Here is a 25,682-nt window from a genome sequence, read left to right on the forward strand (position 1 = left end):
GCGCGCCGTGCAGTTAGGCGGCTGTTCCGGCACGCCGTCGCCCCACCCAAACCACGAAGAACGCGACGGCCACGATGCCGATCGCGATGCCGACGACGTAGACGGCGACCCCCGCGTAGCCCGGGGGGACGAGTTCGGGGTTGTTCGGGTTCAGGAACGGATAGGGATACCAGTAGGCCACGTCTGTGCCGGGCGAGATCACGAGCGGACCGCGCAGGAGGGTGTACACCACCCATACGACGGGATAGATCACGACGACGAGCACGCTCTTCCACGCGAGCGCGCGTCGGCGGGGACCCAAGAGGAGATCCGACAGCATCACGAGCGGGATCACGACGTGCAGGACCTCGTTCGACCAGGCGACGGTCTGCCCCTGGGGGAGCGGGATGTTGCGCAGCAGCAGGTTGTACACGACGCCGGTGGTGACCATGTAGGTCGTCGCGCACAGCAGCAGGACGGCGTACCCCTGCGGTTCGGCATCCTCGGTGACGCGCCCGCGCCGCCACCACCAGACCGCCCCGATCGTGAGCGTCACCGCCGCGATCAGGTTCGACTGGATCGTGAAGAAGCTCAGGAAGTTCGCCACGACGGTCGGCACGTGCCAGCCGAACTGCAGGGCGTTGGACGTGCTGCGCTGCAACTGCGCGATCACGGCCGCCACACCGAGGACAGCAGCGGCGATGCGGACGAACGACCAGATCCAGGCCCAACGGGCGGTGCGCAGCATGCGCTCACCCTATCGACGCCGAGACCCGGCGAGGCGGCATCCGGGGGCCGCCGGAGGGGCCCCGATAGGATGGGGTGTACCGTCGGATCCTTCCCGAGGAGTGAACATGCCCGCCATCGTGATCGTCGGAGTCCAGTGGGGCGATGAGGGCAAGGGAAAGGCCACCGATCTGCTCGGTGAGCGCACCGACGTGGTGGTGAAGTTCAACGGCGGCAACAACGCCGGCCACACGGTCGTGATCGGCGACGAGAAGTACGCGCTGCACCTGCTGCCCTCCGGCATCCTCTCGCCCGGTGTCACCCCCGTGATCGGCAACGGCGTCGTGGTCGACCTCGAGGTGCTGTTCGCCGAGCTCGAGGCGCTCAACGCCCGCGGCCTGGACACCACGAAGCTCAAGATCAGCGCGAACGCGCACATCATCACGCAGTACCACCGCACGCTCGACAAGGTCACCGAGCGCTTCCTCGGCAAGCGCATGATCGGCACGACGGGGCGGGGGATCGGGCCGGCGTACGCGGACAAGATCAACCGGGTCGGCATCCGCCTGCAGGACCTCTTCGACGAGAACATCCTGCGCCAGAAGGTCGAGGGGGCGCTCGACCAGAAGAACCATCTCCTGGTGAAGGTGTTCAACCGGCGCGCGATCACGATCGACGAGGTCGTGGAGGACCTGCTGTCTTATGCGCCGCGTCTGAAGGACATGGTGTGCGACACCTCGCTGCTGCTGAACGAAGCCCTGGATGCCGGTGAGGTCGTCGTGTTCGAGGGCGGCCAGGCGACGATGCTCGACATCGACCACGGCACGTACCCGTTCGTGACCTCCTCGTCGGCCACTGCGGGTGGCGCCGCCACCGGCTCGGGCGTCGGACCCAATCGCCTGGACCGCATCGTCGGCATCGTGAAGGCATACACGACGCGCGTCGGCTCCGGACCGTTCCCGACCGAGCTGTTCGACGAGCAGGGGGAGTGGCTGCGTTCGCGCGGGTTCGAGTTCGGCACGACCACCGGTCGCCCCCGCCGGGTGGGCTGGTACGACGCCCCGATCACGCGCTACGCGACTCGCATCAACGGGATCACCGACCTCGTGCTGACCAAGCTCGACATCCTCACGGGCCTGGACGAGATCCCGGTGTGCGTGGCGTATGACGTCGACGGCACGCGCTTCGACGAGGTGCCCGTCAACCAGTCCGACTTCCACCACGCCAAGCCGATCCTGGAGTACTTCCCGGGCTGGAAGGAGGACATCTCGGGTGCGCGCACCTTCGAGGACCTCCCGCTCGCGGCGCAGGACTACGTTCTGGCCCTCGAGGAGATGAGCGGCACGCGCATTTCGGTCATCGGCGTCGGGCCCTCCCGCGACGCCGTGATCGTGCGCCACGACCTCGTCGACTGATGCGCTTCCGGCGCGTCACGGCGTTCGTCCAGAACAGGAGTTTCGGCGGACGCAGGTCCAATGCCTTGCTGAACGGCCTGTGTCAGTCGAAACTCCTGATCTCGGCATGCGGGATCTCGGCATGCGGGATCTCGGGATGCGGGATCTCGGCACGGGGGATGGCGGCATGAGGTTCTGGGTCGGCGGATACACGGCCCGCTCCGGCGGGAACGCGACGGGCATCGGGGTCCTCGATGCGGGCGCGGCGGATGACATCCTGGCCGGTGGGCAGTTGCGTTTCGTCGGGGATGCGGTCGGCGCGGACGGCTCGCCGTCGTGGGTGGCGCAGCATCCCGAGCACGACGTGGTCTACGCCGCGATCGAGGACGCGGGGACCGTCCGTGCGTATCGCCGCACCGGTGAGCGAACGCTCGAACCGTTCGGCGGGCCGGTGGAGGCGGGTGAAGCCGTGTGCCACGTCGCCGTCGCCCCCGACGGCGGGTCGCTCGTGGCGAGCTGCTGGCGCGACGGCCGCGTCGTGCGGATGCGACTGGATGCCGCCGGCAGACCATCCGCGCCGGCGATCGGTGCCGCGGGGTCGGACCCCTACGGACCGGATGCCGAGCCCGCCGATTTCGGCGGCGCCGTCGATCTGTCCGCACGCGTCGACCCGTACCGGAGCGCCGATCTGAGCGCCGGCGTGGACCTCGGTCGCGGTGTGGATCTCGCCGCCGCGGCGCGGGCGCTGCGCGCGGCGGCCGGCGACGAATACGGGCACCTCGTGCCGGAGTACGACGCCGAGCCCGCCGACCCCGAGCCGGATGCGGAGTCCGCGGAGGCGGCATCCCGCGTCTCGCGCGCGCACCAGGCGGTCTTCCTCCCCGGAGGACTGATCGCGACCACCGACATGGGCTGGGATCTCGTGCGGTTCTGGCGGGCGGACGGCTCCGGGCTCCGCGAAGTGCAGCAGGTCGTCCTGCCGCGAGGCAGCGGCCCGCGCCACACGGTGTGGCACCCGGGCGGGCACCTCTACGTCGTGACCGAACTCAGTCGCGAGGTCTTCGCGCTCGCCCCCGACCCGAGCGGGCGCTGGCGGGTCGTCTCGGGTTCGGTCCTCGGAGCCGGGACGCTCGACGGCGACACGGCGGCCGAACTAGCGGCATCCCGCGACGGTCACTTCCTCTACGCAGGCGTGCGCGGCAGCAACACGATCGCCGTCGTGCGCGTGAAGGGTGCGGGCGACGCGCTCGCGCCGGTCGCCCTCGTCGACTCCGGTGTGGACTGGCCCCGCCACCACGCGATCGCCCGCGACACGCTTCTGGTGGCCGGTCAGCGCTCCGACGAGGTCGTGTCGCTGACGCTGGACGAACGCACGGGCGTGCCGGGACGGGTGCGCCACCGCGTTCCGGCACCGTCGCCGACGTGCCTGCTCCCTGCGCGGAACTAGACCTTCGCGTCCTGCCGCGGGATGTACACCTGTTTGATGATGAGCAGGATCGAGGCGGTGACCGGCACGGCGATCAGCGCGCCGAGCAGGCCCAGGAGCGTGCCGCCGATGAGCGCACCGATCACGACGAGCGAGCCCGGGATCGAGATCGCCTTGCTCATGACCTTCGGGGTGATCACGTAGGCCTCGATCTGGATGTAGATCAGGTAGCAGATCGCGAAGATGAGCGCCGAGACGGGGCTCGTGAACAGCGCGATCACGCTCGCGGTGATCCAGTACAGGACCGGACCCACGAGCGGGATGATTGTGATCATGAACGCGAGCACGCCCATCAGAAGCGGGTAGGGGAGCCCCAGGACCAGGTGCAGCAGGAAGGCCACGATCGAGTTGAAGAACGCGAGCACGACCATCCCCATCAGGTAGCTGCCGATGGACTCCGTGATCTCGTTCGTCATCGCGCGGACCTTGACGCGGTTGCGCGCAGGCGCGAACTGCATGAGCGACTCCTTGATCGCCGGGAGCGAGGCGACGAAGTACAGCGTGAGGACGACTACGATCAGTCCCCCCGAGATCGCCGCCGCGATGCCCGCGCCAATCTTGAGCAGCCCGCCCGAGATCGCGGCGATGTTCGACGGATTCGTGATGAAGGACTGGATCTCACTCGTGATCGTGTTCAGCCCCGTTCCGAAGATGCCCTCCAGCGTCGCGTAGACGTCGCTCTTCTGGAAGTCCGAGATCATCGAGGGGATGCCGGTGATGAACGAGCTCACCTGGCTGATGAGGGTGGGCACGACCAGGAGGATCACACCGGTGGCGATCACCCCCAGGATCAGGAACACGATCGTGATCGCCCACGGGCGCTTGACCTTGCGGCGCTCGAACCACCTGAGCACGGGATCCAGTCCCAGAGCCGCGAACATCGCCAGCGCGATGTAGATCAGGATCGTGGCGATGTTGGTGACCGCGATCCCGAGCAGGATCGCGACGAGGCCGCCGATCGTGAGCAGCAGGCCCGCGGTGAAGGGGCTGTCCAAGTGCGCCCAGAACGGGCGACCGCCCCGATCGCTGGCCCTCGTCGCGGCGACCATCACCTCGCCGGTGTCGGTGCTCTCGGCCGCGGGCGTCGCCGGAGCGGGCGCCGCGGCTGGCGCTCCGGCGGCATCCGAGCGGGCTGCGGGCGAAGGGGTGCCATCGGTCATGGCTCACACTCTAGGGCGCGGCATGGCGCGCATCACTCACCCGGGCCGGGTGAATGTGCGCCCGCCGTCCCGGGTCGCGGACGGCGGCGACCGGTATCGTCGGGGCATGACCGATCACTCCGCAGAGCCCGGCATCGCCGACGCCGAAGCGCTCGAGACGCTCAGAAGACTGCGCGGCAGCATCGACAACGTGGATGCCGCACTGGTGTATCTGCTCGCCGAGCGCTTCCGCGCCACGAAGCAGGTCGGCAAGCTCAAAGCGGAGCACGGGATGCCGGCATCCGACCCCGCCCGCGAGGAGCAGCAGCTCGCTCGTCTGCGCACTCTCGCGATCGATGCCGAGCTGGACCCCGAGTTCGCCCAGAAGTGGTTCTCGTTCGTCGTCGCCGAAGTGATCAGGCATCACGTCGAAGCCGCCGAAGAGCGCTGAGCGGAAGGACCCTCGCCATGGCCCATGAACTGACGATCGGCACGCTGCTCGAATCCGAGGATGCCGCCCCGGCCCACCTGCTCGCGAACAAGCTCAACCGCCACACATTCTGGTGCGGGCAGAGCGGCTCGGGCAAGACGTATGCGCTCGGCGTGGCCCTCGAGCAGATCATGCTGCACACGCGGTTGCCGCTGGTGATCCTCGATCCGAACTCGGACTTCGTCAAGCTCGGCGAGCTCCACGAATCGGCTCCCGCGAGCGAGGCGGCCGAGCTCGCGCAGCGCGACATCCGAGTGCTCCGGTCCAATCCCGGAGCCGAGAACCCCCTGCACGTGCGGTTCATGCAGCTCCCTCTGCGCTCGCGTGCCGCGATCCTGCAGATCGACCCGCTGCTGCATCCGCAGGACTTCAACGCGCTGCTGCGCCTGGAGCCCGAGCTCTCCCTGGTGCCCGACCACGACATCGTGGGGTTCATGCGCGCCCACCCCGACCGCGTGCGTCACGATCTCGCGATGCGCCTGGAGAACCTCGGCGTCGTGCAGTGGAACCTGTGGGCGTGGGGCAAGCGCGCCGTCACGGACGACATCGACGACAAGCCCGACGCGACGGTGGTGGACCTCGGCGGCTTCCCGACGCCGATGGAGTCCCGCGCCGCGGCGCTCGCGGTGCTCGACCACCTCTGGGAGACCCGCGAGCAGCGCATCGGCCGGCTCATCGTGATCGATGAGGCCCACAACCTCTGCACGCCCGACCCGGTCACCCCGGTGCAGAAGCTGCTGACCGAGCGGATCGTGCAGATCGCCGCGGAGGGCCGCAAGTACGGGTTGTGGCTGCTCCTGTCGACCCAGCGCCCGTCGAAAGTGCATGTGAACGCCCTGTCGCAGTGCGACAATCTCGCGCTCATGCGGATGAGCTCGCCGCGGGACCTCGCCGAGCTCGGCGGCATGTTCGGCTACGCGCCGGACTCGCTGCTCAACCGGGCGACCGCGTTCGCGCAAGGTCAGGCGCTGTTCGCCGGCGGCTTCGTGGAGCAGCCGAGCCTGGTGCAGATGGGTGCGCGCCTCACCCGCGAGGGCGGCAGCGACGTGCCCGTGCCGCTGCGCTGACCCGGCGGCGCCGGCGCCGCCGTCACCGAAACGGGTGATGTCGCCGAGGCAGGGCGTCGTGCGCCCCTGTTTCGACGACATCACCCGTTTCGAGGGTCAGGGAGTGGCGCGGCGCAGCGTGAGGAAGGCCGTCGTCGCCAGGACCGCCGTGATCAGGATGCCCCAGAGCGTCAAGCCGAGGGTGCCCTGGTCTGCCAGCCACCCGAACACCTGCGCCCACGCGTTCAGCCGTCCGGTGATCCAGAGGCCGCCGACCAGGAGCGCCCCGATGCCGACCATGGCGAGCGTGACCGCCAGGGCGCCCCAGCGCTTGTAGATCGTCGCCGCCCAGAAGCCGATCACGAACATGAACATCGCGATCGCGAAGAAGGCGATCCCGGCCGCCCACCACCCGGCATCCCACAGCCACGGGATGTAGAAGAAGTAGCCGCTCAGCCCGTAGCCGCCTGTGGCCTGCTCGATGAAGCCGCCGATGACGAAGACGATCGCGAGGATGCCGGCGGTGAGACCCGCGGTCAGCAGCGTGCCGAAGAAGAACTCCCGTCTGGTGATGCTCATCGCCTGGGAGAACGGGAACGAGTAGGCCATCGCCTGGATGCCGATCGCGAGGAAGTACCAGAGGGGCGCCTGGACCCCGCCGCCGTACTTCACCGCGCCGGGCGGGAGCATGCTGTACACGATCAGCGTGAACGCGAGCGTGCCGAACAGGATGATCAGCGGGATCCACAGGAAGGTCATCCTGTTGACCAGCTGCAGACGGACGACGTTCAGTGTGCGGCTCATCGGGCCACCTCCGGGGTCGGTGCCGCCTGTTCGGCGGCGTGCTGGGTGAGACGGACGATCAGCTGCTGCAGAGAGACGGGCGCGACATCGAGGCCGAGGTCGGAGAGTCGGACCCGGTCCGCCGCGCTCAGCGCTCCGAGCACGGTGACCGAGGCCACGCGGCCGAGGCTCTCGCGATGCAGGACCTCTCGTCCGGCCACGAAGGCGTCGACCTCGGCGCTGTCACCGACGATCGTGGAGGCGCGGTCGCGGACGGCATCCGTCGCCTCGTCCATGATGATGCGACCGGCATCGATCACGAGCACGCGCTCGATCAGGTTGGACACCTCGTCGATCAGGTGCGAGGACAGGATGATCGTCCGCGGGTGCAGGGAGTAGTCCTCGAGCAGCCGGTCGTAGAAGATCTGCCGGGCCACGGCGTCCAGGCCGAGGTAGGGCTCATCGAAGAACGTGATCTCGGCGCGCGAGGCGAGACCGATGATCACGCCGACCGCCGACAGCTGCCCGCGTGAGAGCTTCTTGATGCGGCGATTCGTCGGCAGCTGGAAGTCGGCGATCAGGCGCTGGGCGAGCTCTTCGTCCCACCGGGGGAAGAACAGCCGCGCCGACCGGAACGCGTGGACGGGCTTCGCGTCGTCCGGGTAGCGCTGGCTCTCGCGCACGAAGCACATGCGCTCGAGGACCCGCGCGTTCTCGTACGGGTGCTCGCCGAAGATGCGGATGTCACCGCTCGTGGCGAAGTTCTGGGCGGTGAGCATCGACATCACGGTCGTCTTGCCGGCGCCGTTGCGGCCGAGCAGGCCGTAGATCGTGTCCTGCTCGATCGCGAACGACACGTCATCGACGGCGGTGATGTCGCGGTAGCGCTTCGTGAGGTTCTGCACCTCGATGACAGCGGTCATCGGGCCGCTCCTTCCTGGGGGGATGCCGCGCCCTGGGCGTCGGCGCGGTCGAGGATCAGACGCGTGAGCTCGTCGGGACCGAGCCCGAGCTTGTCGGCTTCGGCGAGCAGGGGCGCGACGAAGCGGTCGGCGAAGACGGCGCGCCGCTCGGTCATCAGCAGTTCGCGTGCGCCCGGCGCGACGAACATGCCGATGCCGCGACGCTTGTAGAGCACTCCTTTGTCGACGAGCATGGCGACTCCTTTCGCGGCCGTAGCGGGGTTGATGCGGAAGAACGCGGCGAGTTCGTTTGTGGACGGGGCCTGCGCCTCTTCGGCGAGCGAACCGTCGATGATCGAGTCCTCGACGCTCTCGGCGATCTGGAGGAACAGCGCTTTGCCTTCTTCGATCACGTCGGCTCCGGTCTGTGGGTTAATTACTTGACTAAGTAACCATAGAACTCGACCGGCGTCAACCCGCCGATTTGACGGGCCCCGGGGCACCGCTGTTAGCGTGGAGAAGGCCATTCATGGCCAGACGACCCAGTCCGCGTCCGGCGGGGTGCGGCCTTTCGGATGGCGCTCCCGCAGGACGTACGGTCGACGATCTCGGCGGATGCCCGATGCATCCGCCTGCGCGGACGGAGCGTGAGCCCCCGCCTGTGATCGTCACCCGGGCGTAACCGATGCGGCTCCACGCGCAGCGGACCGCCGAGGTACACACAGTGACAGTCGCGCACGCTCTCGAGGCGGACAGCCTCTACAAGATCTTCGGACGCAACCCGTCCACCGTCCTCAAAGCCCTCCGCGCCGGCAAGGGGCGCAACGAGATCCGCGAAGCCGGAACCGCCGCAGTGATCGATGCCTCCTTCACGGTCGCGCCGGGGGAGATCTTCGTGATCATGGGTCTGTCCGGGTCCGGCAAGTCCACGCTCATCCGGATGCTCAACGGCCTGCTGCCCCCGACCGCGGGAGAAGTGAAGGTACAGGGTGAGAGCATCACGAAGGCCGCTCCCGCGGACGTGCGGCGCATCCGGCGGACGTCGATCTCGATGGTCTTCCAGCACTTCGCCCTCCTGCCGCACCGCACGGTTCTGGAGAACACCGCGTACGGCCTGGAGATCCAGGGCGTTCCTCTGCCCGAACGCCGGGAGCGCGCCTGCGCGATCCTGCAGAAGGTGGGTCTCGGCGACCGCGCCGATGCGATGCCCCATGAGCTGTCCGGCGGAATGCAGCAGCGGGTGGGTCTGGCCCGCGCCCTCACCGCCGAGACGGACATCCTCCTGATGGACGAGGCGTTCTCCGCACTGGATCCGCTCATCCGCCGTGAGATGCAGGAGCAGCTGATCGAGCTCCAGCAGGAGCTCGGCAAGACGATCATCTTCATCACCCACGACCTGAATGAGGCGATGTTCCTCGGCGATCGCATCGCGGTCATGCGCGACGGACGCATCGTGCAGCAGGGGACGGCGGAGGAGATCCTCACGGATCCCGCCGACGACTACGTCGCCCAGTTCGTCCAGGACGTCGACCGCGCCCGCGTGCTGCAGGCGGCGAACGTGATGGACAAGCCGCGCGCGGTGATGAGCGCGAGCGCAGGGCCACGAGCGGCGCTGCGGACGATGCGCGACCTGCAGACGTCTCTGCTGTACGTCGTGGGTGGCGGCCGCCGCCTGCTCGGCGTGGTGCACGACCGCGATGTCCTCGCACTCGTGCGCCGGGGCGTCCGGACGCTGGACTCCGTCATCCGCGACGACGTCCCGACCGTGGGACCGGACGAGTTCCTCTCCGACCTGCTCGGCAGCGCGGTGGAGTCGGAGCTTCCCCTGGCCGTCGTCGACGAGCAGCGGCGGCTCCTGGGGATCGTTCCCCGTCTCACGCTGCTCGCGGCCCTCGGCAACGTCACCACGGACACCGGTGAACTCCCCCAGGTCGAGCTGCCGCCGACCACGATCCCGCTCGAGGTCTTCACCTCGACACTGCACTCGTCCGCCGACGAGACCGACTCCCGCGCCGGAGCCGCCACGATGGTCGCGGCCGCGCCGACGGAAGGGGGCGCCCGATGACCGGCATCCGTCTGCCCCTCGGTGAGTGGGCCGAGGCTCTCGTCGAGATCGTCACCGTCACGCTGGGAGGCCTCTTCGACGGGATCCGCGCAGTCTTCCTCACCTTCTACGATCTGGTCGACCTCGCGCTCTCGGCGCCCCCGTTCTGGATCGTGATCCCGGCGCTGGCCGCCTTGGCCTGGATCATCAAGGGATGGCGCCTGGGCGTCGGCGCGCTGGTCGGACTGCTCGTCATCGTCGGCGTCGACCAGTGGGCAAACGCGATGGACACACTCGCCCTCGTGCTGGTCGCCAGCACGATCGCCGTCGTGATCGCGGTGCCGCTGGGCATCCTCGCCGCCCGGAACGACGCGGCGTCGCGGATCATCCGCCCGATCCTGGACTTCATGCAGACGATGCCGGCGTTCGTCTACCTGATCCCCGCGCTGATCCTCTTCCGTGTCGGCGTGGTCCCGGGCATCGTCGCGACGATCGTGTTCGCGATGGCCCCTGGGGTCCGGCTCACCGAGCTCGGCATCCGCGGGGTCGACAAGGAGGTCGTCGAGGCGGGCTTCGCCTTCGGCGCCTCGCCCGGCCGCATCCTGCGACAGATCCAATTGCCTCTCGCGATGCCGTCGATCATGGCGGGCGTGAACCAGGTGATCATGCTGTCGCTGTCGATGGTCGTCATCGCGGGGATGGTCGGGGCCGGCGGCCTGGGCGGTCAGGTCGTCCAGTCGCTCAACCGGATCGACGTCGGGCTCGGCTTCGAGGCCGGCCTGTCGGTCGTGATCCTCGCGATCCTGCTCGATCGCATCACCGGGGCTCTCGCGACGCGCCGCGTCCGTCGGCCCCGCAGCACGAAGACGGCCGATACGGATGCCGCACCCGACGCGCGGCAGACGGCCCCCGTGTCGGTCTGATCGCGGAACCCCATCCATTTCCCCACCCGCGCGCCGCGCGGGAGACAGGAGCATGACATGAAGAAGCACCACCTCACCCGCACCCTCTCCGTCGGAGTCGCCGCAGGCCTGGGCCTGGTCCTGGCCGGGTGCGCCGGCGGCGTTCCCGCCGCGACGCTGGACAACGGCGATCGCGAGTCGCTGAAGATCGCCGTCTTCAACGGCTGGGACGAGGGCATCGCCGCGAGCGAACTCTGGAAGGCGATCCTCGAGGACAAGGGATATGACGTCGAACTCGCGTACGCCGACCCCGCGCCCGTCTACCAGGGCCTGAGCGACGACGACTACGACGTCGTGCTGGACACCTGGCTGCCGATCACGCACGCGGACTACATCGACGAGTACGGCGATGAGATGGTCGACCTCGGTGCGTGGAACGAGGACGCCAAGCTCACGATCGCCGTGAACGAGGACGCGCCCGTCGACTCGTTGGCCGACCTGGCCGAGAACGCCGACCTGTTCGACGGACGGCTCGTCGGCATCGAGCCGGGATCGGGGCTGAATCGCGTGACACAGGACGAGGTCATCCCCGCCTACGGCCTCGAGGACATGGAGTACCTGACCTCGTCGACACCTGCGATGCTCGCCGAGCTCAGTGCCGCGACGGACGCGGGGGAGAACGTGGCCGTCACGCTCTGGCGCCCGCACTGGGCCTACGACGCGTTCCCGATCAAGGACCTGGAAGACCCGGACGGCGCGCTCGGCGACGCGGAGGGCATCCACTCGTTCGGCGGGAAGAGCTTCGAGGAGAACTTCCCGACGCTGAGCGGCTGGCTGAAGGACTTCGCGATGGACACCGACACGCTCGCCTCGCTCGAGAACGCCATGTTCAACGAAGCGGAGGGCAGCGATTACGGCCCGGCGGTGCAGAAGTGGATCGCCGAGAACCAGGAGTGGGTGGATTCGCTCACATCCTGAGTTCCGCAGACGGAACCCGTGCTCTGACTCAGAGCACGGGTTCCGTGCGTTCGGGACGTCAGCGACACACCAGCACGGCGCACGGCGCCGAGTGCTGGACGCGCGAGGCGGTGCTGCCGAGCAGGATCGTACGACTGAGCCCGCGGCTGCCCGCCGCGAGCACGATGAGTGCGGCGTCGGTCTCCTCCGCCGCCCGGATGATCTCCTGCGCCGGCGAGCCGCTGCGCACCTGGGTGTGCACGCGGGGTCCCCACGCGCTGAATTCCGCGGCCACGGTCTCCGCGGCGACGCGTGCGTCGTCGGCGAAGCTTAGCGAGGTCATGAGCGGTGTCCGGGTCGGGCCGATCTCATTCGCGAACGGGGCGGCGGCGTATGGGCTGACCACTGCCACGACGGTCACTTCGGTGACGGCATCCCCGTCCGCGAAGCCGATGAACTGGCGCGCCCCGTCGAGCGATGCCCGCGAGCCGTCGGTGGCGACGATGACGTGCACGGTCAGGCGTCTTTCTCGAGCGTCGCCGACGGGTCGCCGCGCTCGACTCCCGGCGGTCGGAGCCGCTTCTTGCCGAACAGGCGCTCGCAGATGTAGAGGACGAGTCCGACGGCAAGAAGCCCGGCCACCCAGAACAGCGCCTCGGGGTCGTCGATCAGCGTGTACGTGAGCACCGCGAGATTGCCGATGATGCCGGCGATCAACAGGGGCGTGTTCGCCCGATACGTGTCCGGTCGCTCGTCCTTGCCGCGCAGCTTCAGGCACGACACGATCACGAGCGCGTAGATGAACAGCAGGAAGACGACGGTGATCGTCGCGAGGCGATCGACGATGTCGAGCTGGTCCTCGGGTGCGAGCCCGCCCTGGCCGCTGCGGATGATCGCACCGACCACGAGGAGCGCACCCACCACCGCGCCGCCGAACAGCAGGGCGACGTAGGGGCTGCGCCGGACCGGATGCACTTTGGCGAACACGGCCGGCACCACGTCCTCGCGGGCCATGCCGTACAGGATGCGGGCCTGGGCCACGACGGTGACGAGCGTGGTGTTGCTGATCGCGATCATCGCGATGATCCCGAAGACGACGAGCATCACGGATGCCGGGATGAAGAAGAGGTCTGCGCGGATCACTTCGAGCAGGGTGTTCCCGGCGAGGGTCGAGATCGGAACGGCGAGTGCCGCGGCGATCGAGACCAGCACGTACACGATGCCGGCGGTCAGCATCCCGCCGATCAGGGCCCGCGGGAACGCGCGCGACGGGTCGATCGTCTCCTCGGCGACGTTCGCGGCGTTCTCGAATCCTGTCATCGCGAAGAACGCGAGCGAGACACCGGCGAGGACCGCGAGGATCGCCGAGCCGCCACCGCCGTCGACGTTGAACTGCAGCAGCACGGCCGGATCGCCCACGCCCTCGAAGAGCGCGATCGCGCCGATGATGATCACGATCACGAGACCCGTGAGCTCGATGAAGGTCATCACGACGTTCGCGACGACCGATTCGGTGATGCCGATGAGGTTGATGAGGGTGATGACCGCCACGAACGCGAGGGCGATGGCGGTCGCCGCCCAGATCGCGTCCTCGGGCAGGCCGATCAGACCCGCGAAGTAGCGGACGAACCCTGAGGCGAGTGAGCCGACGGCGGCCATGTTGGCGGAGAGCATGCAGATCGTCACGAAGAAGGTGAGGGCAGGGCTGCGGAACGCCTTGTTGACGTACAGTGACGCACCGGCGGCCTGCGGGTACTTCGTGACGAGCTCGGCGTAGGCGAGGCCGGTGACCGCGGCGATCGCAACGCCCACCAGGAACGCCATCCAGAACGCGCCGCCCACCGCCGCCGCGACGAGTCCGACGAGGACGTAGATGCCCGAGCCGAGGACGTCGCCCACGACGTAGAAGTAGAGCTGCTTGACCGTGATCGACCGCTTGAGCGGGCTCGGCGCGGACACGGATGCTTCGGCGGACGTAGCCATCCGCAGACCCTACCCCGCGAGCGGGTGGTCGCGGAGGGTCTGTCCCCAGGACGGGGTGGGGGGACGAGGGCGGGGTCCTAGAACGGAAGATCGCGGGAACCTGGCGGAGCGATGAGGATGCCGGTGATCTTGCCGGCGCCGTTGTAGGCGACGCGACCCATCCACTCGCCTGCCTCGTGGCGCAGGGTCGCTTGGATGATCGCTCCCGTGCTCAGGTGTCTGTTCGCCAGCTTGGTCAGCGGGGTGCGGCCGTCCGGTGTCTGCGCCGTCACCTCGGCGCATTCTTCGAGTCGACCGGAGTCGCTCCGGACCTGCTGCCAGACGCCCATCAGTGTGCGCTTGGTCAATGTGCGACCGCACGTGTACGTCATGTGGGATCGCACGGACTCGTAGTCCCCTGCATCCAGACTCGCGAACACGTCCCGGGTGCGCTCCAACAGGTCTGTCGTCTGCGCAGCCATCGTCTGCCCCTCGTCCCTGGTGCCGAATCTCTTGAACGCCGCTTGCCGGCTCACGCCGAGCGCGTCGCCGATCGTCTGCCAGGAGACACCCGATGAGCGTGCGGTCGACACGAGCTCGCTCAGTCGCTCCTGCGAACGTCGGACCAGCTCGTCGGCCCGACGGATCATCACGACCTCATCACCCGCCGGGCGCCGTAATTCCTCGTCCGCGGCATCGACGAGAGAAGCGAGATCGGCGAGGGAGGAACCGTTCGCCGAGGCTGGTCCGCTCATGGGTCGAACCTACGTACTCAAGTTGTGAATGTCAACCTTTGGATGACAGTCACAATTCGTCGCGCGTCGCGTCAGAGGTGCGGCTTGGGGCGGACAACCCGGCCGGGGGCGGTGTCCGCGCTCCGGGCCGGTACGGGCCACGGCGCCGGCTGTGGAGAGGGGGCCGGCGTCCGCGGACCCGCGGTCTGCGGGGCTTCCGTCGGCGAGGCCTCCGTTTCGCGCGGAGGTGCGGCATCCGTCACCGCGGGCTGCCGACCCGTCGTCAGCTCGAGCGTCACCTTCGCCTCGAGCACCTCGATCGCCTCGTCCGAGAGCGAGATGAGCCCATCGAGCTCTTCGCGGACCCGCCGGTACGCGACCTGGCGCTCGGCGGGGGTGGCGGCCTCATCGATCGCGATCGTGAGGAGCTGCTTCGCGGTGTCCAGGCGCTTGCGCTCGACCGTGGTGAACGACGAGTCCTTCACGCGGCGGGCGTCGCGCTCGGCCACGTCGAATGCGACTTCGTAGTCCACGACCGCGTCGCGGTACTCGGTGAGCTGCTCTTTCGTCAGACGTGCTTTCGCGGATGCCGGCCGCAGGCCGTCCGCGATGCGCTTGGCGCGCAGGAAGGCGGCCGTGAGGGGCTGGCGGCCGTCGCTCATCGCGGGGAACGCGATGAGCTTCGCCACGTCGAGCTCGTACTCGAGCCACCGTGCGGTCACGGCGTCGTGCGAGACGAACAGCCGCTCGAGCTGCGTTCCCTCCGGTGCGGATGCCGGGGCCGCAGTCGCCGTCTCGATCGGCGGCAGGTCGGCCGCCGCGACTGCGGGGGGACGTACGCCGGCCTTGGCGGCCGTGATCTCCGCTTTGGCGTGCAGAACCTCGAGCCGACGCTTGTGGCGGCGCCGGGCGCCGCGCTCCCAGGCGCTGCCGATGCCGCCCATCACTCCCATGAGCGGGAAGACGAGCCACCAGTAGCCCCCGAGGAACGAGAAGAAAGGTTCCACCCTGTCATGCTAACCGCCGCCTCCGGCAGGCTCGCCTGCTCGCAGGTCAGTCGGAGGTCGGCATCCGCAGCGGAATCCAGGCGGGCATCTGCCAGATCCCGGTCGGCGGTGCCGTCGGACGCGGCGCGGCACCCGCCGCGCGCTCGGCCTCGTCGAACGCGGCCTCGAGCGCGGCGACGGCGTCGCGATACGCGAGGTACTGCTCGGGAGGGATCCGCTCGCGCGCAGAGGCGGGACGCACGTCCTGCGCCGCGCGGTACGCGCGGAAGAACGCCAGGGTCGCGGGTTCGCGCGTATCGCTCAGCTGCGGGTAGGCGATCGCTTTCGCCGGATCGGTCTCGTAGTCCATCCAGCGGGCGACGACCGCGTCGTGCGCGCGGTACAGCCGCTCGATCGGCAGCGGATCGGTGGAGGACGCCGCGTGGTATTGGGCAGTGGTCGCCTTCACGCGGGCGCGGCGCGCACGCAACACCATCGCCGCGGACTTCTGCGCGAGCTTGGCCTCCTGCAGTGCGCGGCGCGCCTGCGCCGTCGCGGGGGTGCCGAGCAGGGCTTCGCCGAGCGTCGGGGGAGCGGACGAGGCGCGCGCGGCGAGCACGGCGGCCTGCGCTTCGCGCACCCGGACGCGCGCGGAGATGAGCGCCCGGGAGGCGAGCGCGACCTCGCGCCGCGCGGCATCCAGTTCGAGTCTCCTCGCACGGCGACCCCTGGCGGTCACTCCGGCGTACGTCGCGGCGCCGGCCCCGGCGGCCGCGGGTGCGACCCACCACCAGCTCTCGACGATCAGGAGGATCATCTCCACCAGGACATCGTAATCCGCGGACCCTCCGGCAGAACCGGGGGTCAGGCGATGCGCAGGTCAGCCGAAGATGAGGGCCAGGACCGTGGCGCCGCCGCCGACGAGGATGAGCGAGACGATGACCACCCAGGCGACGATCTTCACGCGGCGCTGGCGGGCTTCGTTGTAGTCGGCGTATTCGTCCTCGGACATGACCGACAGCCTACTTCGACGGCTCGGTGACGGTGGCACCGAAGACGGCGGGCAGCGTCTCGGTCGACAGGCTCCGCAGCTCGCTCAGCCGCAGCGTGAACAGGTCCTGGACCTCGAGGGCCGGCTCGCCGTCCTCGCCGGGCGCATCGGTCACCCCGATCCGCAGCACCGGGTAGCCTCGACCCTCGCACAAGCCACGGAACTTGACGTCGTCCTCGCGCGGCACGCTCACGATGACGCGACCCGTCGATTCCGAGAACAGCGCGGTGGCGGCATCCACCCCGTCGCGCTCCATGATCTCGCGCAGCCACACGCGGGCGCCCACGCCGAAGCGGAGCACGCCCTCGGCGAGCGTCTGCGCGAGGCCGCCGGCGGACAGGTCGTGCGCACTGGAGACCAGCGACTGCAGCGAAGCCGCGTGCAGCAGCTCGGCGAGCTTCTTCTCGGCGCCGAGATCCACTGCCGGGGGGCGACCGCCCAGGTGACCGTGCACGGTTCCGGCCCAGGCGGAGCCGTCGAGCTCGGTGCCTGTCACGCCGAGGAGGTAGAGGTTCTCGCCCTCGTCCTGCCACCCGCTCGGGATGCGGCGCGCCACGTCGTCGATGATGCCGAGGACACCGACGACGGGTGTCGGGAAGATCGGCTGGTCGCCGGTCTGGTTGTAGAAGCTGACGTTGCCGCCGGTCACGGGGATGCCGAGCTCGAGGCAGCCGTCCGCGAGGCCAGCGATGGCCTGCGAGAACTGCCACATGACTTCGGGGTTCTCCGGGCTGCCGAAATTCAGGCAGTCGGTGACGGCGGTGGGGACGGAGCCGCTCACGGCGACGTTGCGGTAGGCCTCGGCGAGGGCGAGCTTCGCGCCCTCGTACGGGTCGAGCTGGCAGAAGCGCCCGTTGCAGTCGGTGGCGATCGAGAAGCCGAGGCCCGATTCCTCGTCGACGCGGATCATGCCGGCGTCGTCGGGGAAGGCCAGCGCGGTGTTGCCCATGACGTAGTAGTCGTACTGGTTCGTCACCCACGACGTGTCGGCGAGGTTGGGGCTCGCGACGAGCTGCGTGAACTGGCGGCGGAGCGTCTCGGCGTCGTTCTCCCTCGGGAGCGCGCTCGCCGAGTCGTCGCGCAGCGCGTCGATCCAGGTCGGGTAGGCGACCGGGCGCTCGTACACGGGTCCGTCGACGGCGACGGTCGACGGGTCGACGTCGACGATGACCTCGCCGTGCCACTGGATCACCAGTCGCCCGTCGCCGGTGACCTCGCCGAGGACGCTCGTCTCGACATCCCACTTGTTCACGACCGCGTGGAAGGCATCGAGCTTCTCGGGCGCGACGATCGCCATCATGCGCTCCTGGCTCTCGCTCATGAGGATCTCCTCCGGCGTGAGCGACGGGTCGCGCAGCAGCACCTTCTCGAGGTCCACGCGCATTCCGCTGCCGCCGTTCGCGGCGAGCTCGCTCGTGGCGCACGAGATTCCGGCGGCGCCGAGGTCCTGGATCGCCTCGACGAGGTCGTCGCGATAGAGCTCGAGGCAGCACTCGATGAGCACCTTCTCGGCGAACGGGTCGCCGACCTGGACGGCGGGCCGCTTGGTCGGGCCGCCGTCGGCGAACGTGTCCGACGCGAGGATCGAGGCCCCGCCGATGCCGTCACCGCCGGTGCGCGCGCCGAAGAGCACGACCTGGTTGCCCGCACCGGTCGCGTTCGCGAGCTTGATGTCCTCGTGGCGCATGACGCCCACCGCGAGGGCGTTCACGAGCGGGTTGCCCTGATAGACGGCGTCGAACACGGTCTCGCCGCCGATGTTCGGCAGGCCCAGGCAGTTGCCGTAGAACGAGATGCCGCTCGTGACGCCGTGGACGACACGGGCGGTGTCCGGGTCGTCGATCGCGCCGAAGCGCAGCTGGTCCATCACGGCCACCGGGCGCGCGCCCATCGAGATGATGTCGCGGACGATGCCGCCGACACCGGTCGCGGCACCCTGGAAGGGCTCGATGTAGCTCGGGTGGTTGTGCGATTCGACCTTGAAGGTGACCGCCCAGCCCTCGCCGATGTCGACGACGCCGGCGTTCTGGCCCATGCCGACCATGAGCCGTTCCTTCATCTCGTCCGAGACCTTCTGACCGAACTGGCGCAGATAGATCTTGCTGGACTTGTAGGAGCAGTGCTCGCTCCACATGACCGAGTACATCGCCAGCTCGCCGCTCGTGGGGCGGCGTCCCAGGATCTCGCGGATCTGCCGGTACTCGTCGTCCTTGAGTCCGAGCGCGCCGTAGGGCTGCTCCTTCTCGGGCGTCGCGACGGCGTTCTCGACGGTGTCGGCCAGGGACTTTCGGGAGGGGGTGGTCACGCGGCTCAGCTCCAGGATTCGGGGACGCCGGACCGGAACAGTCTAGTTGCGCGGGTGAGGGTTGACGGATGCCGGTGCTCGGCGTAACGTACAACCAAATGGTTGCACAAATGGAGCTCAGCGATGAACGGATCGACCGCGTCTTCCACGCGCTGGCCGCGGCCACGCGGCGCGACATCCTGCGGCGCACGATCGAGCGCGAGCACTCGGTCTCGGCGCTCGCCCGGGAGTACGACATGTCCTTCGCCGCCGTGCAGAAGCACGTCGCCGTGCTCGAAGAGGCGGGCCTCATCGTCAAGCGTGCCGAGGGGCGCGAGCGCCTCGTGCGAGCGGACCCCGACATGATCGCCCGCGCCCGCGTGCTGCTCGCCCGCTTCGAAGAGCTGTGGCGGTCCCGCATCGACCGCCTCGACGCCCTCCTCGCCGAAACTCCGCCCGATACCGGGTCTTCCGATCGAACCGACACCGAAAGGGACTGACAATGCCTGTCACCGACGTCACGACCGACCCTGAAGCGCTCACCATGACGCTGACCGCCGAGGTGGCGGCATCCGTCGACCGCCTCTGGGGCGCCTTCACCGACCCCCGCCAGCTCGAGCGGTTCTGGGGCCCTCCCGGCTACCCCGCCACCTTCACCGAATTCGACCTGTCGGTCGGTGGGCGAGCGCACTACCGGATGACCAGCCCCCAGGGGGAGCAATATCACGGGGTGTGGGAGTTCCTCGAGATCGACGGACCCCGCTCGTTCACGGCACTGGACTCGTTCGCGGATGCCGACGGGCGGGTACTGGCCGACATGCCGACCTCGCGCATGGTGTTCTCCTTCGAGCCGACCGAGACGGGCGCGCGGCTGCGCAACACGACGTACTTCGACTCGGCCGAGGCGCTCGAAAAAGTCGTCGCGATGGGCATGGTCGAGGGTTCGACGCTCGCGATGGGACAGCTCGACCGCGTGCTCGAGGGGCTGCGCGCCTACGCCGCCGGTAAGGGCACGCAGACCGAGATCCTGGACGACACCCACGTGCGCATCACGCGCCTGATCGACGGTCCGCGCGAGCTCGTCTGGCGCGCGCACACCGAGCCGGAGCTCATGACGCAGTGGCTTCTCGGACCGGACGGCTGGCGCATGACCGTGTGCGAGATCGACCCGAGCGCGGGCGGGCAGTACCGCTACGCCTGGGAGCCGGTCGAGGGCGAGCCGGGGGAGCCGTTCGGGTTCGACGGGCAGACCCTGCTCTCGGAGCCCCCGGTGCGCGCCGTGACGACCGAGCACATGACCGGGACCGACTTCCCGTCGACGCTGAATGACATGAACCTCTACGAGGAGGACGGCGCGACGCTCATCACGCTGCTCATCGAGTATCCGGACTCCCAGACGCGCGACATGGTGCTCGCGACCGGGATGACCGAGGGCATGGAGACCAGCTACCAGCGCCTGGAGTCCGTGCTCGCGTCCGTCTGATCCCGCGCCGCCGCCCCTCCCCTTTTCCCTTTTCGCTGAGACGACAACTGCACGTCGAGACTGTGGGTGAACCCCATGGTTTCGACGTGCAGTTGTCGTCTCACGGGGAGAAGAGACGCCCGCGGCCGGCGTCAGGACGCGCGGGCCAGGGCGTCCTCGAACGCGACCCACGCGAGCATCGCGCACTTCACGCGCGCGGTGTACTTCGAGACGCCGCTGAGCGCCTCGGCGTCGCCGTAGGTCTCCTCGTCGATCGGGATCGTGCCGCGCGAGCGCAGCGCGGTGCGGAAGCCGTCGATCAGCTCGGTCGCCTGCGCGCGGGTGAGCCCGCCTTCGCGGTCGTCGACGAGCACCGCGAGCATCGAGGCGGAGGCCTGCGAGATCGAGCAGCCGGCTCCGTCCCACGTGATGTCGTGAACGGTGTCGTCGGGGTTCACCCGCACGCGGAGGGTGATCTCGTCGCCGCAGATCGGGTTGCGCTGGTGCGAGGTCGCGGTGCGCAGGTCTGCGGCATCCTCGTCGGCGATGCCCTTGCCGTGCGGCCGCTTGGAGTGCTCGAGGATGAGCTCCTGGTACAGCGACTCGAGCCCGCTCACGCGCCGACTCCGAAGAACGGGCGCACGTGCGACAGCGCGTCGAGGAAGACGTCGACGTCGTCTTCGGTGTTGTAGAGCGCGGCCGACGCGCGCACCGAGGCGGTCAGGCCGAAGCGCGCGTGCAGCGGAGCGGCGCAGTGGTGCCCGACGCGCACCGCGATGCCCCGGGAGTCCAGGAACTGCCCCACATCGTGCGCGTGCACGCCGTCGACGTCGAACGCCGCCAACCCCACACGCTCGGCGCCGGGTGCATCGCCGAGGATGCGCACGCCGTCGATCCCGCGGAGCCCATCGAGCAGGCGGGCGCCGAGCGCGCCCTCGTGGGCGTGCACGGCATCCATCCCCACTCCTCCGAGGTAGCGGACCGCCGCGGCGAGGCCGATCGCCTGCGACACCGGCTGCGTGCCCGCCTCGAAGCGCTGCGGCGGCGGCAGGTACTCGCTGGAGTCCAGGCCCACCCGCGTGATCATCGACCCGCCGGTCAGGAACGGGGGGAGTGCCTCGAGGACGTCCGCGCGCCCGTACAGGCCGCCGATCCCGTACGGCCCGAGCATCTTGTGGCCGGAGAAGACCGCGAGGTCCACGCCGAGATCGGGCAGGTCGAGCGCCAGGTGCGGCGCGGACTGGCACGCGTCGAGCACGGTGACGGCACCGACGCGCCGAGCGAGGGCGACGAGCTCGGCGACCGGATTGACGATGCCCAGCACATTGGAGACGTGTGTGAAGGCGACGATGCGCGTGCGCTCTCCGATGACGGATGCCGCGGCATCCAGATCCAGCCGGCCGTCATCGTGCACGGGGATATGGCGCAGCACCGCGCCGGTGCGCGCGGCGAGCTCCTGCCACGGCACGAGGTTCGCGTGGTGCTCGATCTCGGTCAGCACGATCTCATCGCCGGGCCGCAGCGCGAAGCGCGCGCTCGCCGGGGCGCCGCGCCCGAGCGTGGCGTTGCCGACCGCGTAGGCGACGAGGTTCAGCCCGGCGGTCGCCCCGCTCGTCCAGACGATCTGCTCGGCATCCGCCCCGACGAATCCGGCCACGGTCGCCCGCGCGTCCTCGAACAGCTCCGTCGCCTCGGCCGCGAGGGTGTGTGCGCCGCGGTGCACGGCGGCGTTCGCATTCGTGAGGAAGTCGACCTCGGCCTCGATCACCGCGCGCGGCTTCTGGCTCGTCGCGGCGGAGTCGAGGTACACGAGCGGGTGGCCGTCGACCTGGCGCCGGAGGATCGGGAAGTCCTCACGCAGCGCCCGGGCGTCCAGCGTCGTCGGGATTTCGGTCGAGGGGGTCACCGTTCCAGGCTACGCGCCCACGCGTCGGCGCGGGCTGGCGCGGTGTCGACGGTCGATCGCATCGGGTTCGGGACGCCTCCGCTCCGTTCAGGCGCGTGTCGCGCGCCCCAACGGACGTGGCGCGCCCCGAACCGTGCCGATGCGCGCGGCTAGCGTCCGCAGCGCCCGGTGAAGGGCAGGTCGTCGTCTGCGGTGCGCACCGGTGGGACGGGCGGTGCGTCCTTCCTGGGCGTCCGGTCGGAGCGCCGCGAGACGCCGCTCAACGGGAGGGCGCCGACGCACGCGATCGCGAGGAGATCGCCCTCGTGCACATCCGCGGGGATGTCCAATCGGGCGATGTCGCCGGGCGCGCCCTCGGTGAGCAGCCTGACCCGGCGCCGGCGGGCGGCGCTGGGCCGACCGATGACCCGGACGGTCTCGATCTGTCGCCCGCCGAGAGCCGCGTCGACCCACACGTCCGGGCGCTGGAAGAGCCCGAGATGGTCGACGTGCTCGACCCGGGTGACCACGATCGTCAGCGGACGCTCGGCCCCGCGGTGACGGGGATGCCAGGTCCTGGCCTGTCCGACACGCACGAAGGGGGTCCCGTCCACGGATGCCACGGCGCTCAGCGGCACCCCGCGGACGAGCACGTCACGCTCGGTGTGGGTCGTGCCAGTGGGCCAGCAGGCAGCCGTGGCCGCATCGAGCGACGCGTTCGAGAGGGCGATGCTGTTGAGGATGGTCATGACTTCGAGCTCCTGAGGGGGAAGATGCGGCGCCGAGAACAGGAAAGGCATCAGGCGGAGTTCGTCCGGGGCGACCTCCGCGCCTGAGCGGGCGTCGAAGGGCGGATGTCGTGCAGAGTCACCGCACGGGCGCACGGGATCGCCAGGAGGTCGCCGCGGCGCAGGTCTGCGGGGAGCTCGGCACGCGTGCCGGGCCCGGTCATCGTCGTCGCGGACGCGGTGAGCACCGAGCATTCGGCAGCGGCTGCCGTCGAGACCCTGCCGATCAGACGCGACTGGTGCCAGTTCGCCGCAGCGTCCGACAGGTCCCCATCGACCAGCACGACCCGTCCCGCGGGGGTGTCGACGACGTCGGTGACCGAGACGACGATCACGACGTCATCGACGGTCGCGGAGGTGTGCTCTGGCAAGGAGCGGGCGTGGAGCGGGTCGGGGATGCTCCGGCGCAGGGTGGGCATGATTTGCGTGAGGGTCATGCGCTCGCCTCCCGGGCGAGCAGAGAGCCCGGGGTTGTGGGCGCGTGCGATGTGGTGTGCATGAGTCCGTTCTCGCACGCGCACGATCCGAGATCACGCGTCCTCACGCAATGCGAACGAGCGTCGACCGAACACCTACGGCGTGCTCACGCGCACCCCGCCCCTACGATGGCGACGTGGACTTCTCCTTCGCTTTCACCCCCGACCTCGTCGCGGTGTTCCTGACCCTGTTCGTGCTCGAGATCGTGCTCGGCGTCGACAACGTCATCTTCATCTCGATCCTGGCCTCCAAGCTCCCGAAGGAGCAGCAGGCCAAGGCGCGCAACCTCGGCCTCACGCTCGCGATGCTCATCCGCGTGATCCTGGTGTTCTTCGCAGGCTGGATCATCACGCTCAAGGAAGACATCGTCGTCCTGTTCGGCATGGGCTTCTCGTGGAAGGACTTCATCCTCATCGCCGGTGGGTTGTTCCTCGTCTACAAGGCGGTGACCGAGATCCACCACAAGCTCGAGGGCGCCGAGGAGGACCACGGCGGCAGCGGCAAGAAGGTCGCCCAGATCACGTTCGCGTCGGTGATCACCCAGATCCTGCTGCTGGACATCGTCTTCTCGCTCGACTCCGTCATCACGGCGGTCGGCATGACCGAGAACCTCATCGTGATCATCACGGTCGTCGTGCTCTCGTTCGGCATCATGCTCTTCGCGTCGCGCTTCATCTTCGCGTTCGTGAACAAGCACCCCACCGTGAAGATGCTGGCGCTGTCGTTCCTGCTGCTGATCGGTGTCTTCCTCATCGCGGAGGGCTTCGGCATCAAGATCGACAAGGCTCTGATCTATGCGCCGATGGCGTTCGCGATCCTCGTCGAGGCGCTGAACCTCATCTACGCCGCCCGCAAGGCCAAGCGCGAGCAGAAGGAGCAGCACGCCGTGCGCCTGCGCCCCCAGTACCCCGACGTCGACGAGTCGGTCGCCGTGTCCGCGGCGCTGTCGAAGGGGCCGGATGCCGGTGCCGTCGGTCTTTCGCGCAAGCCGGTCTCGGGCGCCTCGGCGCCGGCGGACGAGCGCGCGGGTCTCGGCTGACCTCGCGCCGGGCGTCCGGCATCCGCCCGCGGCACTTTCCTGCAGGTGCGGCGCCGATCGACGCAGCGTTCGCCTGAAACTGCAGCAGGCGACGAGCGGATGCCGCGCCTCACCGCCCCGGCCGCGGGCGAGTGGTCGGCAGCCCGGCGCCGTGGAGGATGTCGTAGAGCGCGCGTGGTGAGCGCAGCGCGGGCAGGCGCCAGCGCGAGAACGCACGCACCTGCCGACGCAGGTCGTCTTCGCGGTCCTTCTCCGCCAGCAGGATCTCCTCGGGCGTGCGGCCTCGCAGCAGGTGAGGGTCGCGATACTTCCCCGCACCGTCGAACTCGCCGATGTGGCGATGGTCGCGCCAGAAGAAGTCGGTGAACGCATCGCGCCCGTTCGACAGGACGAAGCGTGCCTGCAGTTCCGGGGCCGGGAATCCCAGCATCCCGATCAGGACGCGGCTCTGCGACTCGCGCACGCTGTCGGCCAGACTCGTGGCGAAGCCGGCGGCGCGCGCAGCTCGGGCGCATCCCCTCCCGGACATTCCGCCGACGTGTTCATCGAGTGCGGCTCCGCTCACGAGCGCTCCTGCCGCCCGCTTCGACCACAGCGCCTGGTCGAGGGCCACGACGCCGTCGAGGAACCTGCTGTCGGCACTCAGGTCGACAGCGGTCTGGAGGGGTGTCGTGACGCTGTGGCGCTGCCACGGGACGCCGACGACATGTGCGATGTCCCCTCGGCCGCGCCGGCGGAACTGTCCGCTGGACCGGCCGCCCGAGCTGATCCCGGTGCTGACGTCGATCCGCTCCGGCCACGGGCCGATCCGGTCGATGCCGTACAGCGCCGCTGCCGCGGCATGCGAGATCACCAGTTCGGAGCGGGCGCGGGCTGCGGCTTCCCACACGCGCTGGGCGTGGCGGGCCATCGGCGAGAGCGCCTCCCAGTCCGCGCGTGTGACGAACGCGCCGGGCGCGATGCGCACGAGGTCGCCGCCGGCCAGGCGCGCTCGCAGCCGCCGGTCGTTCGCCGGCTCGCCGTCGTTCTCGCGGCGGCGGAACACCGTGGTCATCGGAGGCTCGTTCATCCACATCCGCTCAGGATGCCGCGCCCCTCGACCGTGCCGATGCCTGCCCGCCCCGGTGGTGGACTCCCCGGCCGACCACCCCACCTGGGGAGGAAAC

Annotated in this window: 27 protein-coding genes; 10 read left to right on the plus strand and 17 right to left on the minus strand. The window is 69.3% G+C overall.

The window, feature by feature from the left end:
* Positions 1-13: 13 nt before the first annotated feature.
* Positions 14-727, minus strand: coding sequence for a Pr6Pr family membrane protein (locus AB0P18_RS02475; protein WP_363358735.1), 714 nt, complete (start codon positions 725-727; stop codon positions 14-16).
* Positions 728-833: 106 nt separating this feature from the next.
* On the opposite strand from AB0P18_RS02475, the gene AB0P18_RS02480 reads away from it, so the two are divergent.
* Positions 834-2,120, plus strand: a complete 1,287-nt coding sequence (locus AB0P18_RS02480) for an adenylosuccinate synthase (protein ID WP_344051037.1) — start codon at positions 834-836, stop codon at positions 2,118-2,120.
* 166 nt (positions 2,121-2,286) lie between these two features.
* A complete protein-coding gene (locus AB0P18_RS02485) occupies positions 2,287-3,546 on the plus strand; it encodes a beta-propeller fold lactonase family protein (RefSeq protein ID WP_363358736.1) in 1,260 nt (419 codons plus the stop codon).
* On the opposite strand, the gene AB0P18_RS02490 is transcribed toward AB0P18_RS02485, so the two are convergent.
* Positions 3,543-4,745 (minus strand): AI-2E family transporter, encoded by a 1,203-nt coding sequence (locus tag AB0P18_RS02490; protein WP_363358737.1) that lies wholly within the window; start codon positions 4,743-4,745, stop codon positions 3,543-3,545. The two genes, AB0P18_RS02485 and AB0P18_RS02490, sit on opposite strands and share 4 nt — an antisense overlap.
* Positions 4,746-4,851: 106 nt before the next feature.
* On the opposite strand from AB0P18_RS02490, the gene AB0P18_RS02495 reads away from it, so the two are divergent.
* Complete coding sequence (locus tag AB0P18_RS02495; RefSeq protein WP_363358738.1) at positions 4,852-5,175, plus strand: chorismate mutase; 324 nt, start codon at positions 4,852-4,854, stop codon at positions 5,173-5,175.
* A gap of 17 nt (positions 5,176-5,192) precedes the next feature.
* Positions 5,193-6,281: an ATP-binding protein gene (locus AB0P18_RS02500; RefSeq protein ID WP_363358739.1), complete on the plus strand. Its 1,089-nt coding sequence runs from the start codon at positions 5,193-5,195 to the stop codon at positions 6,279-6,281.
* 96 nt (positions 6,282-6,377) lie between these two features.
* Here AB0P18_RS02500 and AB0P18_RS02505 read toward each other — a convergent pair whose 3' ends face one another.
* The 3 genes from AB0P18_RS02505 to AB0P18_RS02515 are packed head-to-tail and all read right to left on the minus strand — an operon-like array spanning position 6,378 to position 8,358.
* The gene (locus tag AB0P18_RS02505; RefSeq protein WP_363358740.1) at positions 6,378-7,064 is read right to left on the minus strand and encodes a hypothetical protein; all 687 of its coding nucleotides are present in this window, start codon (positions 7,062-7,064) and stop codon (positions 6,378-6,380) included.
* Positions 7,061-7,966, minus strand: a complete 906-nt coding sequence (locus AB0P18_RS02510) for an ABC transporter ATP-binding protein (RefSeq protein ID WP_363358741.1) — start codon at positions 7,964-7,966, stop codon at positions 7,061-7,063. The genes AB0P18_RS02505 and AB0P18_RS02510 overlap by 4 nt, the downstream gene beginning before the upstream one ends.
* Positions 7,963-8,358 (minus strand): GntR family transcriptional regulator, encoded by a 396-nt coding sequence (locus tag AB0P18_RS02515; protein WP_344051057.1) that lies wholly within the window; start codon positions 8,356-8,358, stop codon positions 7,963-7,965. Before AB0P18_RS02515 ends, AB0P18_RS02510 begins: the two co-directional genes overlap by 4 nt.
* Before the next feature lie 311 nt (positions 8,359-8,669).
* Between AB0P18_RS02515 and AB0P18_RS02520 the strand changes: the two genes are divergently transcribed.
* Genes AB0P18_RS02520 through AB0P18_RS02530 form a run of 3 tightly spaced genes read left to right on the plus strand, consistent with a single transcriptional unit; the run spans position 8,670 to position 11,869 of the window.
* Complete coding sequence (locus AB0P18_RS02520) at positions 8,670-10,010, plus strand: glycine betaine/L-proline ABC transporter ATP-binding protein (protein ID WP_363358742.1); 1,341 nt, start codon at positions 8,670-8,672, stop codon at positions 10,008-10,010.
* Complete coding sequence (locus AB0P18_RS02525) at positions 10,007-10,912, plus strand: ABC transporter permease subunit (protein WP_363358743.1); 906 nt, start codon at positions 10,007-10,009, stop codon at positions 10,910-10,912. The genes AB0P18_RS02520 and AB0P18_RS02525 overlap by 4 nt, the downstream gene beginning before the upstream one ends.
* A 57-nt stretch (positions 10,913-10,969) precedes the next feature.
* Positions 10,970-11,869, plus strand: a complete 900-nt coding sequence (locus AB0P18_RS02530) for a glycine betaine ABC transporter substrate-binding protein (RefSeq protein ID WP_363358744.1) — start codon at positions 10,970-10,972, stop codon at positions 11,867-11,869.
* 58 nt (positions 11,870-11,927) lie between these two features.
* Here AB0P18_RS02530 and AB0P18_RS02535 read toward each other — a convergent pair whose 3' ends face one another.
* From AB0P18_RS02535 to purL, 7 genes are all read right to left on the minus strand, one after another.
* Positions 11,928-12,362, minus strand: a complete 435-nt coding sequence (locus AB0P18_RS02535) for a universal stress protein (RefSeq protein ID WP_363358745.1) — start codon at positions 12,360-12,362, stop codon at positions 11,928-11,930.
* A gap of 2 nt (positions 12,363-12,364) precedes the next feature.
* The gene (locus tag AB0P18_RS02540; RefSeq protein WP_344051061.1) at positions 12,365-13,831 is read right to left on the minus strand and encodes an APC family permease; all 1,467 of its coding nucleotides are present in this window, start codon (positions 13,829-13,831) and stop codon (positions 12,365-12,367) included.
* Positions 13,832-13,908: 77 nt separating this feature from the next.
* Entirely contained in the window at positions 13,909-14,565 is a 657-nt protein-coding gene (locus tag AB0P18_RS02545; RefSeq protein WP_363358746.1) for a hypothetical protein, read from the minus strand.
* Positions 14,566-14,636: 71 nt separating this feature from the next.
* A complete protein-coding gene (locus tag AB0P18_RS02550; RefSeq protein ID WP_363358747.1) occupies positions 14,637-15,551 on the minus strand; it encodes a hypothetical protein in 915 nt (304 codons plus the stop codon).
* A 46-nt stretch (positions 15,552-15,597) separates the two neighbouring features.
* Positions 15,598-16,353, minus strand: a complete 756-nt coding sequence (locus tag AB0P18_RS02555) for a hypothetical protein (protein WP_363358748.1) — start codon at positions 16,351-16,353, stop codon at positions 15,598-15,600.
* A 57-nt stretch (positions 16,354-16,410) separates the two neighbouring features.
* Positions 16,411-16,542, minus strand: a complete 132-nt coding sequence (locus AB0P18_RS02560) for a hypothetical protein (protein ID WP_344051070.1) — start codon at positions 16,540-16,542, stop codon at positions 16,411-16,413.
* A gap of 10 nt (positions 16,543-16,552) precedes the next feature.
* Positions 16,553-18,886 carry a phosphoribosylformylglycinamidine synthase subunit PurL gene (gene purL, locus AB0P18_RS02565; protein ID WP_363358749.1) on the minus strand — a complete coding sequence of 778 codons (2,334 nt, stop codon included), beginning with the start codon at positions 18,884-18,886 and terminating at the stop codon, positions 16,553-16,555.
* Positions 18,887-18,984: 98 nt separating this feature from the next.
* Here purL and AB0P18_RS02570 point away from each other — a divergent pair, with 98 nt between their 5' ends.
* Together AB0P18_RS02570 and AB0P18_RS02575 are read left to right on the plus strand one after the other, a co-directional pair.
* A complete protein-coding gene (locus AB0P18_RS02570) occupies positions 18,985-19,365 on the plus strand; it encodes a metalloregulator ArsR/SmtB family transcription factor (protein ID WP_344051076.1) in 381 nt (126 codons plus the stop codon).
* 2 nt (positions 19,366-19,367) lie between these two features.
* Complete coding sequence (locus AB0P18_RS02575) at positions 19,368-20,348, plus strand: SRPBCC family protein (protein ID WP_363358750.1); 981 nt, start codon at positions 19,368-19,370, stop codon at positions 20,346-20,348.
* Positions 20,349-20,479: 131 nt separating this feature from the next.
* On the opposite strand, the gene sufU is transcribed toward AB0P18_RS02575, so the two are convergent.
* The 4 genes from sufU to AB0P18_RS02595 all read right to left on the minus strand — a co-directional run bounded on the left by sufU (position 20,480) and on the right by AB0P18_RS02595 (position 23,437).
* On the minus strand, positions 20,480-20,944 hold the full coding sequence (gene sufU / locus AB0P18_RS02580; protein WP_363358751.1) for a Fe-S cluster assembly sulfur transfer protein SufU: 465 nt from the start codon (positions 20,942-20,944) through the stop codon (positions 20,480-20,482).
* Positions 20,941-22,233 (minus strand): cysteine desulfurase, encoded by a 1,293-nt coding sequence (locus AB0P18_RS02585; protein ID WP_363358752.1) that lies wholly within the window; start codon positions 22,231-22,233, stop codon positions 20,941-20,943. Before AB0P18_RS02585 ends, sufU begins: the two co-directional genes overlap by 4 nt.
* 149 nt (positions 22,234-22,382) lie before the next feature.
* Positions 22,383-22,961, minus strand: a complete 579-nt coding sequence (locus AB0P18_RS02590) for a hypothetical protein (protein ID WP_363358753.1) — start codon at positions 22,959-22,961, stop codon at positions 22,383-22,385.
* A gap of 50 nt (positions 22,962-23,011) precedes the next feature.
* Positions 23,012-23,437, minus strand: coding sequence for a hypothetical protein (locus AB0P18_RS02595; RefSeq protein WP_363358754.1), 426 nt, complete (start codon positions 23,435-23,437; stop codon positions 23,012-23,014).
* A 176-nt stretch (positions 23,438-23,613) separates the two neighbouring features.
* Between AB0P18_RS02595 and AB0P18_RS02600 the strand changes: the two genes are divergently transcribed.
* Positions 23,614-24,516 (plus strand): TerC family protein, encoded by a 903-nt coding sequence (locus AB0P18_RS02600; RefSeq protein ID WP_363358755.1) that lies wholly within the window; start codon positions 23,614-23,616, stop codon positions 24,514-24,516.
* A 109-nt stretch (positions 24,517-24,625) separates the two neighbouring features.
* On the opposite strand, the gene AB0P18_RS02605 is transcribed toward AB0P18_RS02600, so the two are convergent.
* Positions 24,626-25,570 carry a hypothetical protein gene (locus AB0P18_RS02605; protein ID WP_363358757.1) on the minus strand — a complete coding sequence of 315 codons (945 nt, stop codon included), beginning with the start codon at positions 25,568-25,570 and terminating at the stop codon, positions 24,626-24,628.
* Positions 25,571-25,682: the final 112 nt, after the last annotated feature.

Source organism: Microbacterium sp. NPDC064584 (assembly GCF_040687315.1).
GTDB classification, from domain to species: domain Bacteria; phylum Actinomycetota; class Actinomycetes; order Actinomycetales; family Microbacteriaceae; genus Microbacterium; species Microbacterium lacus.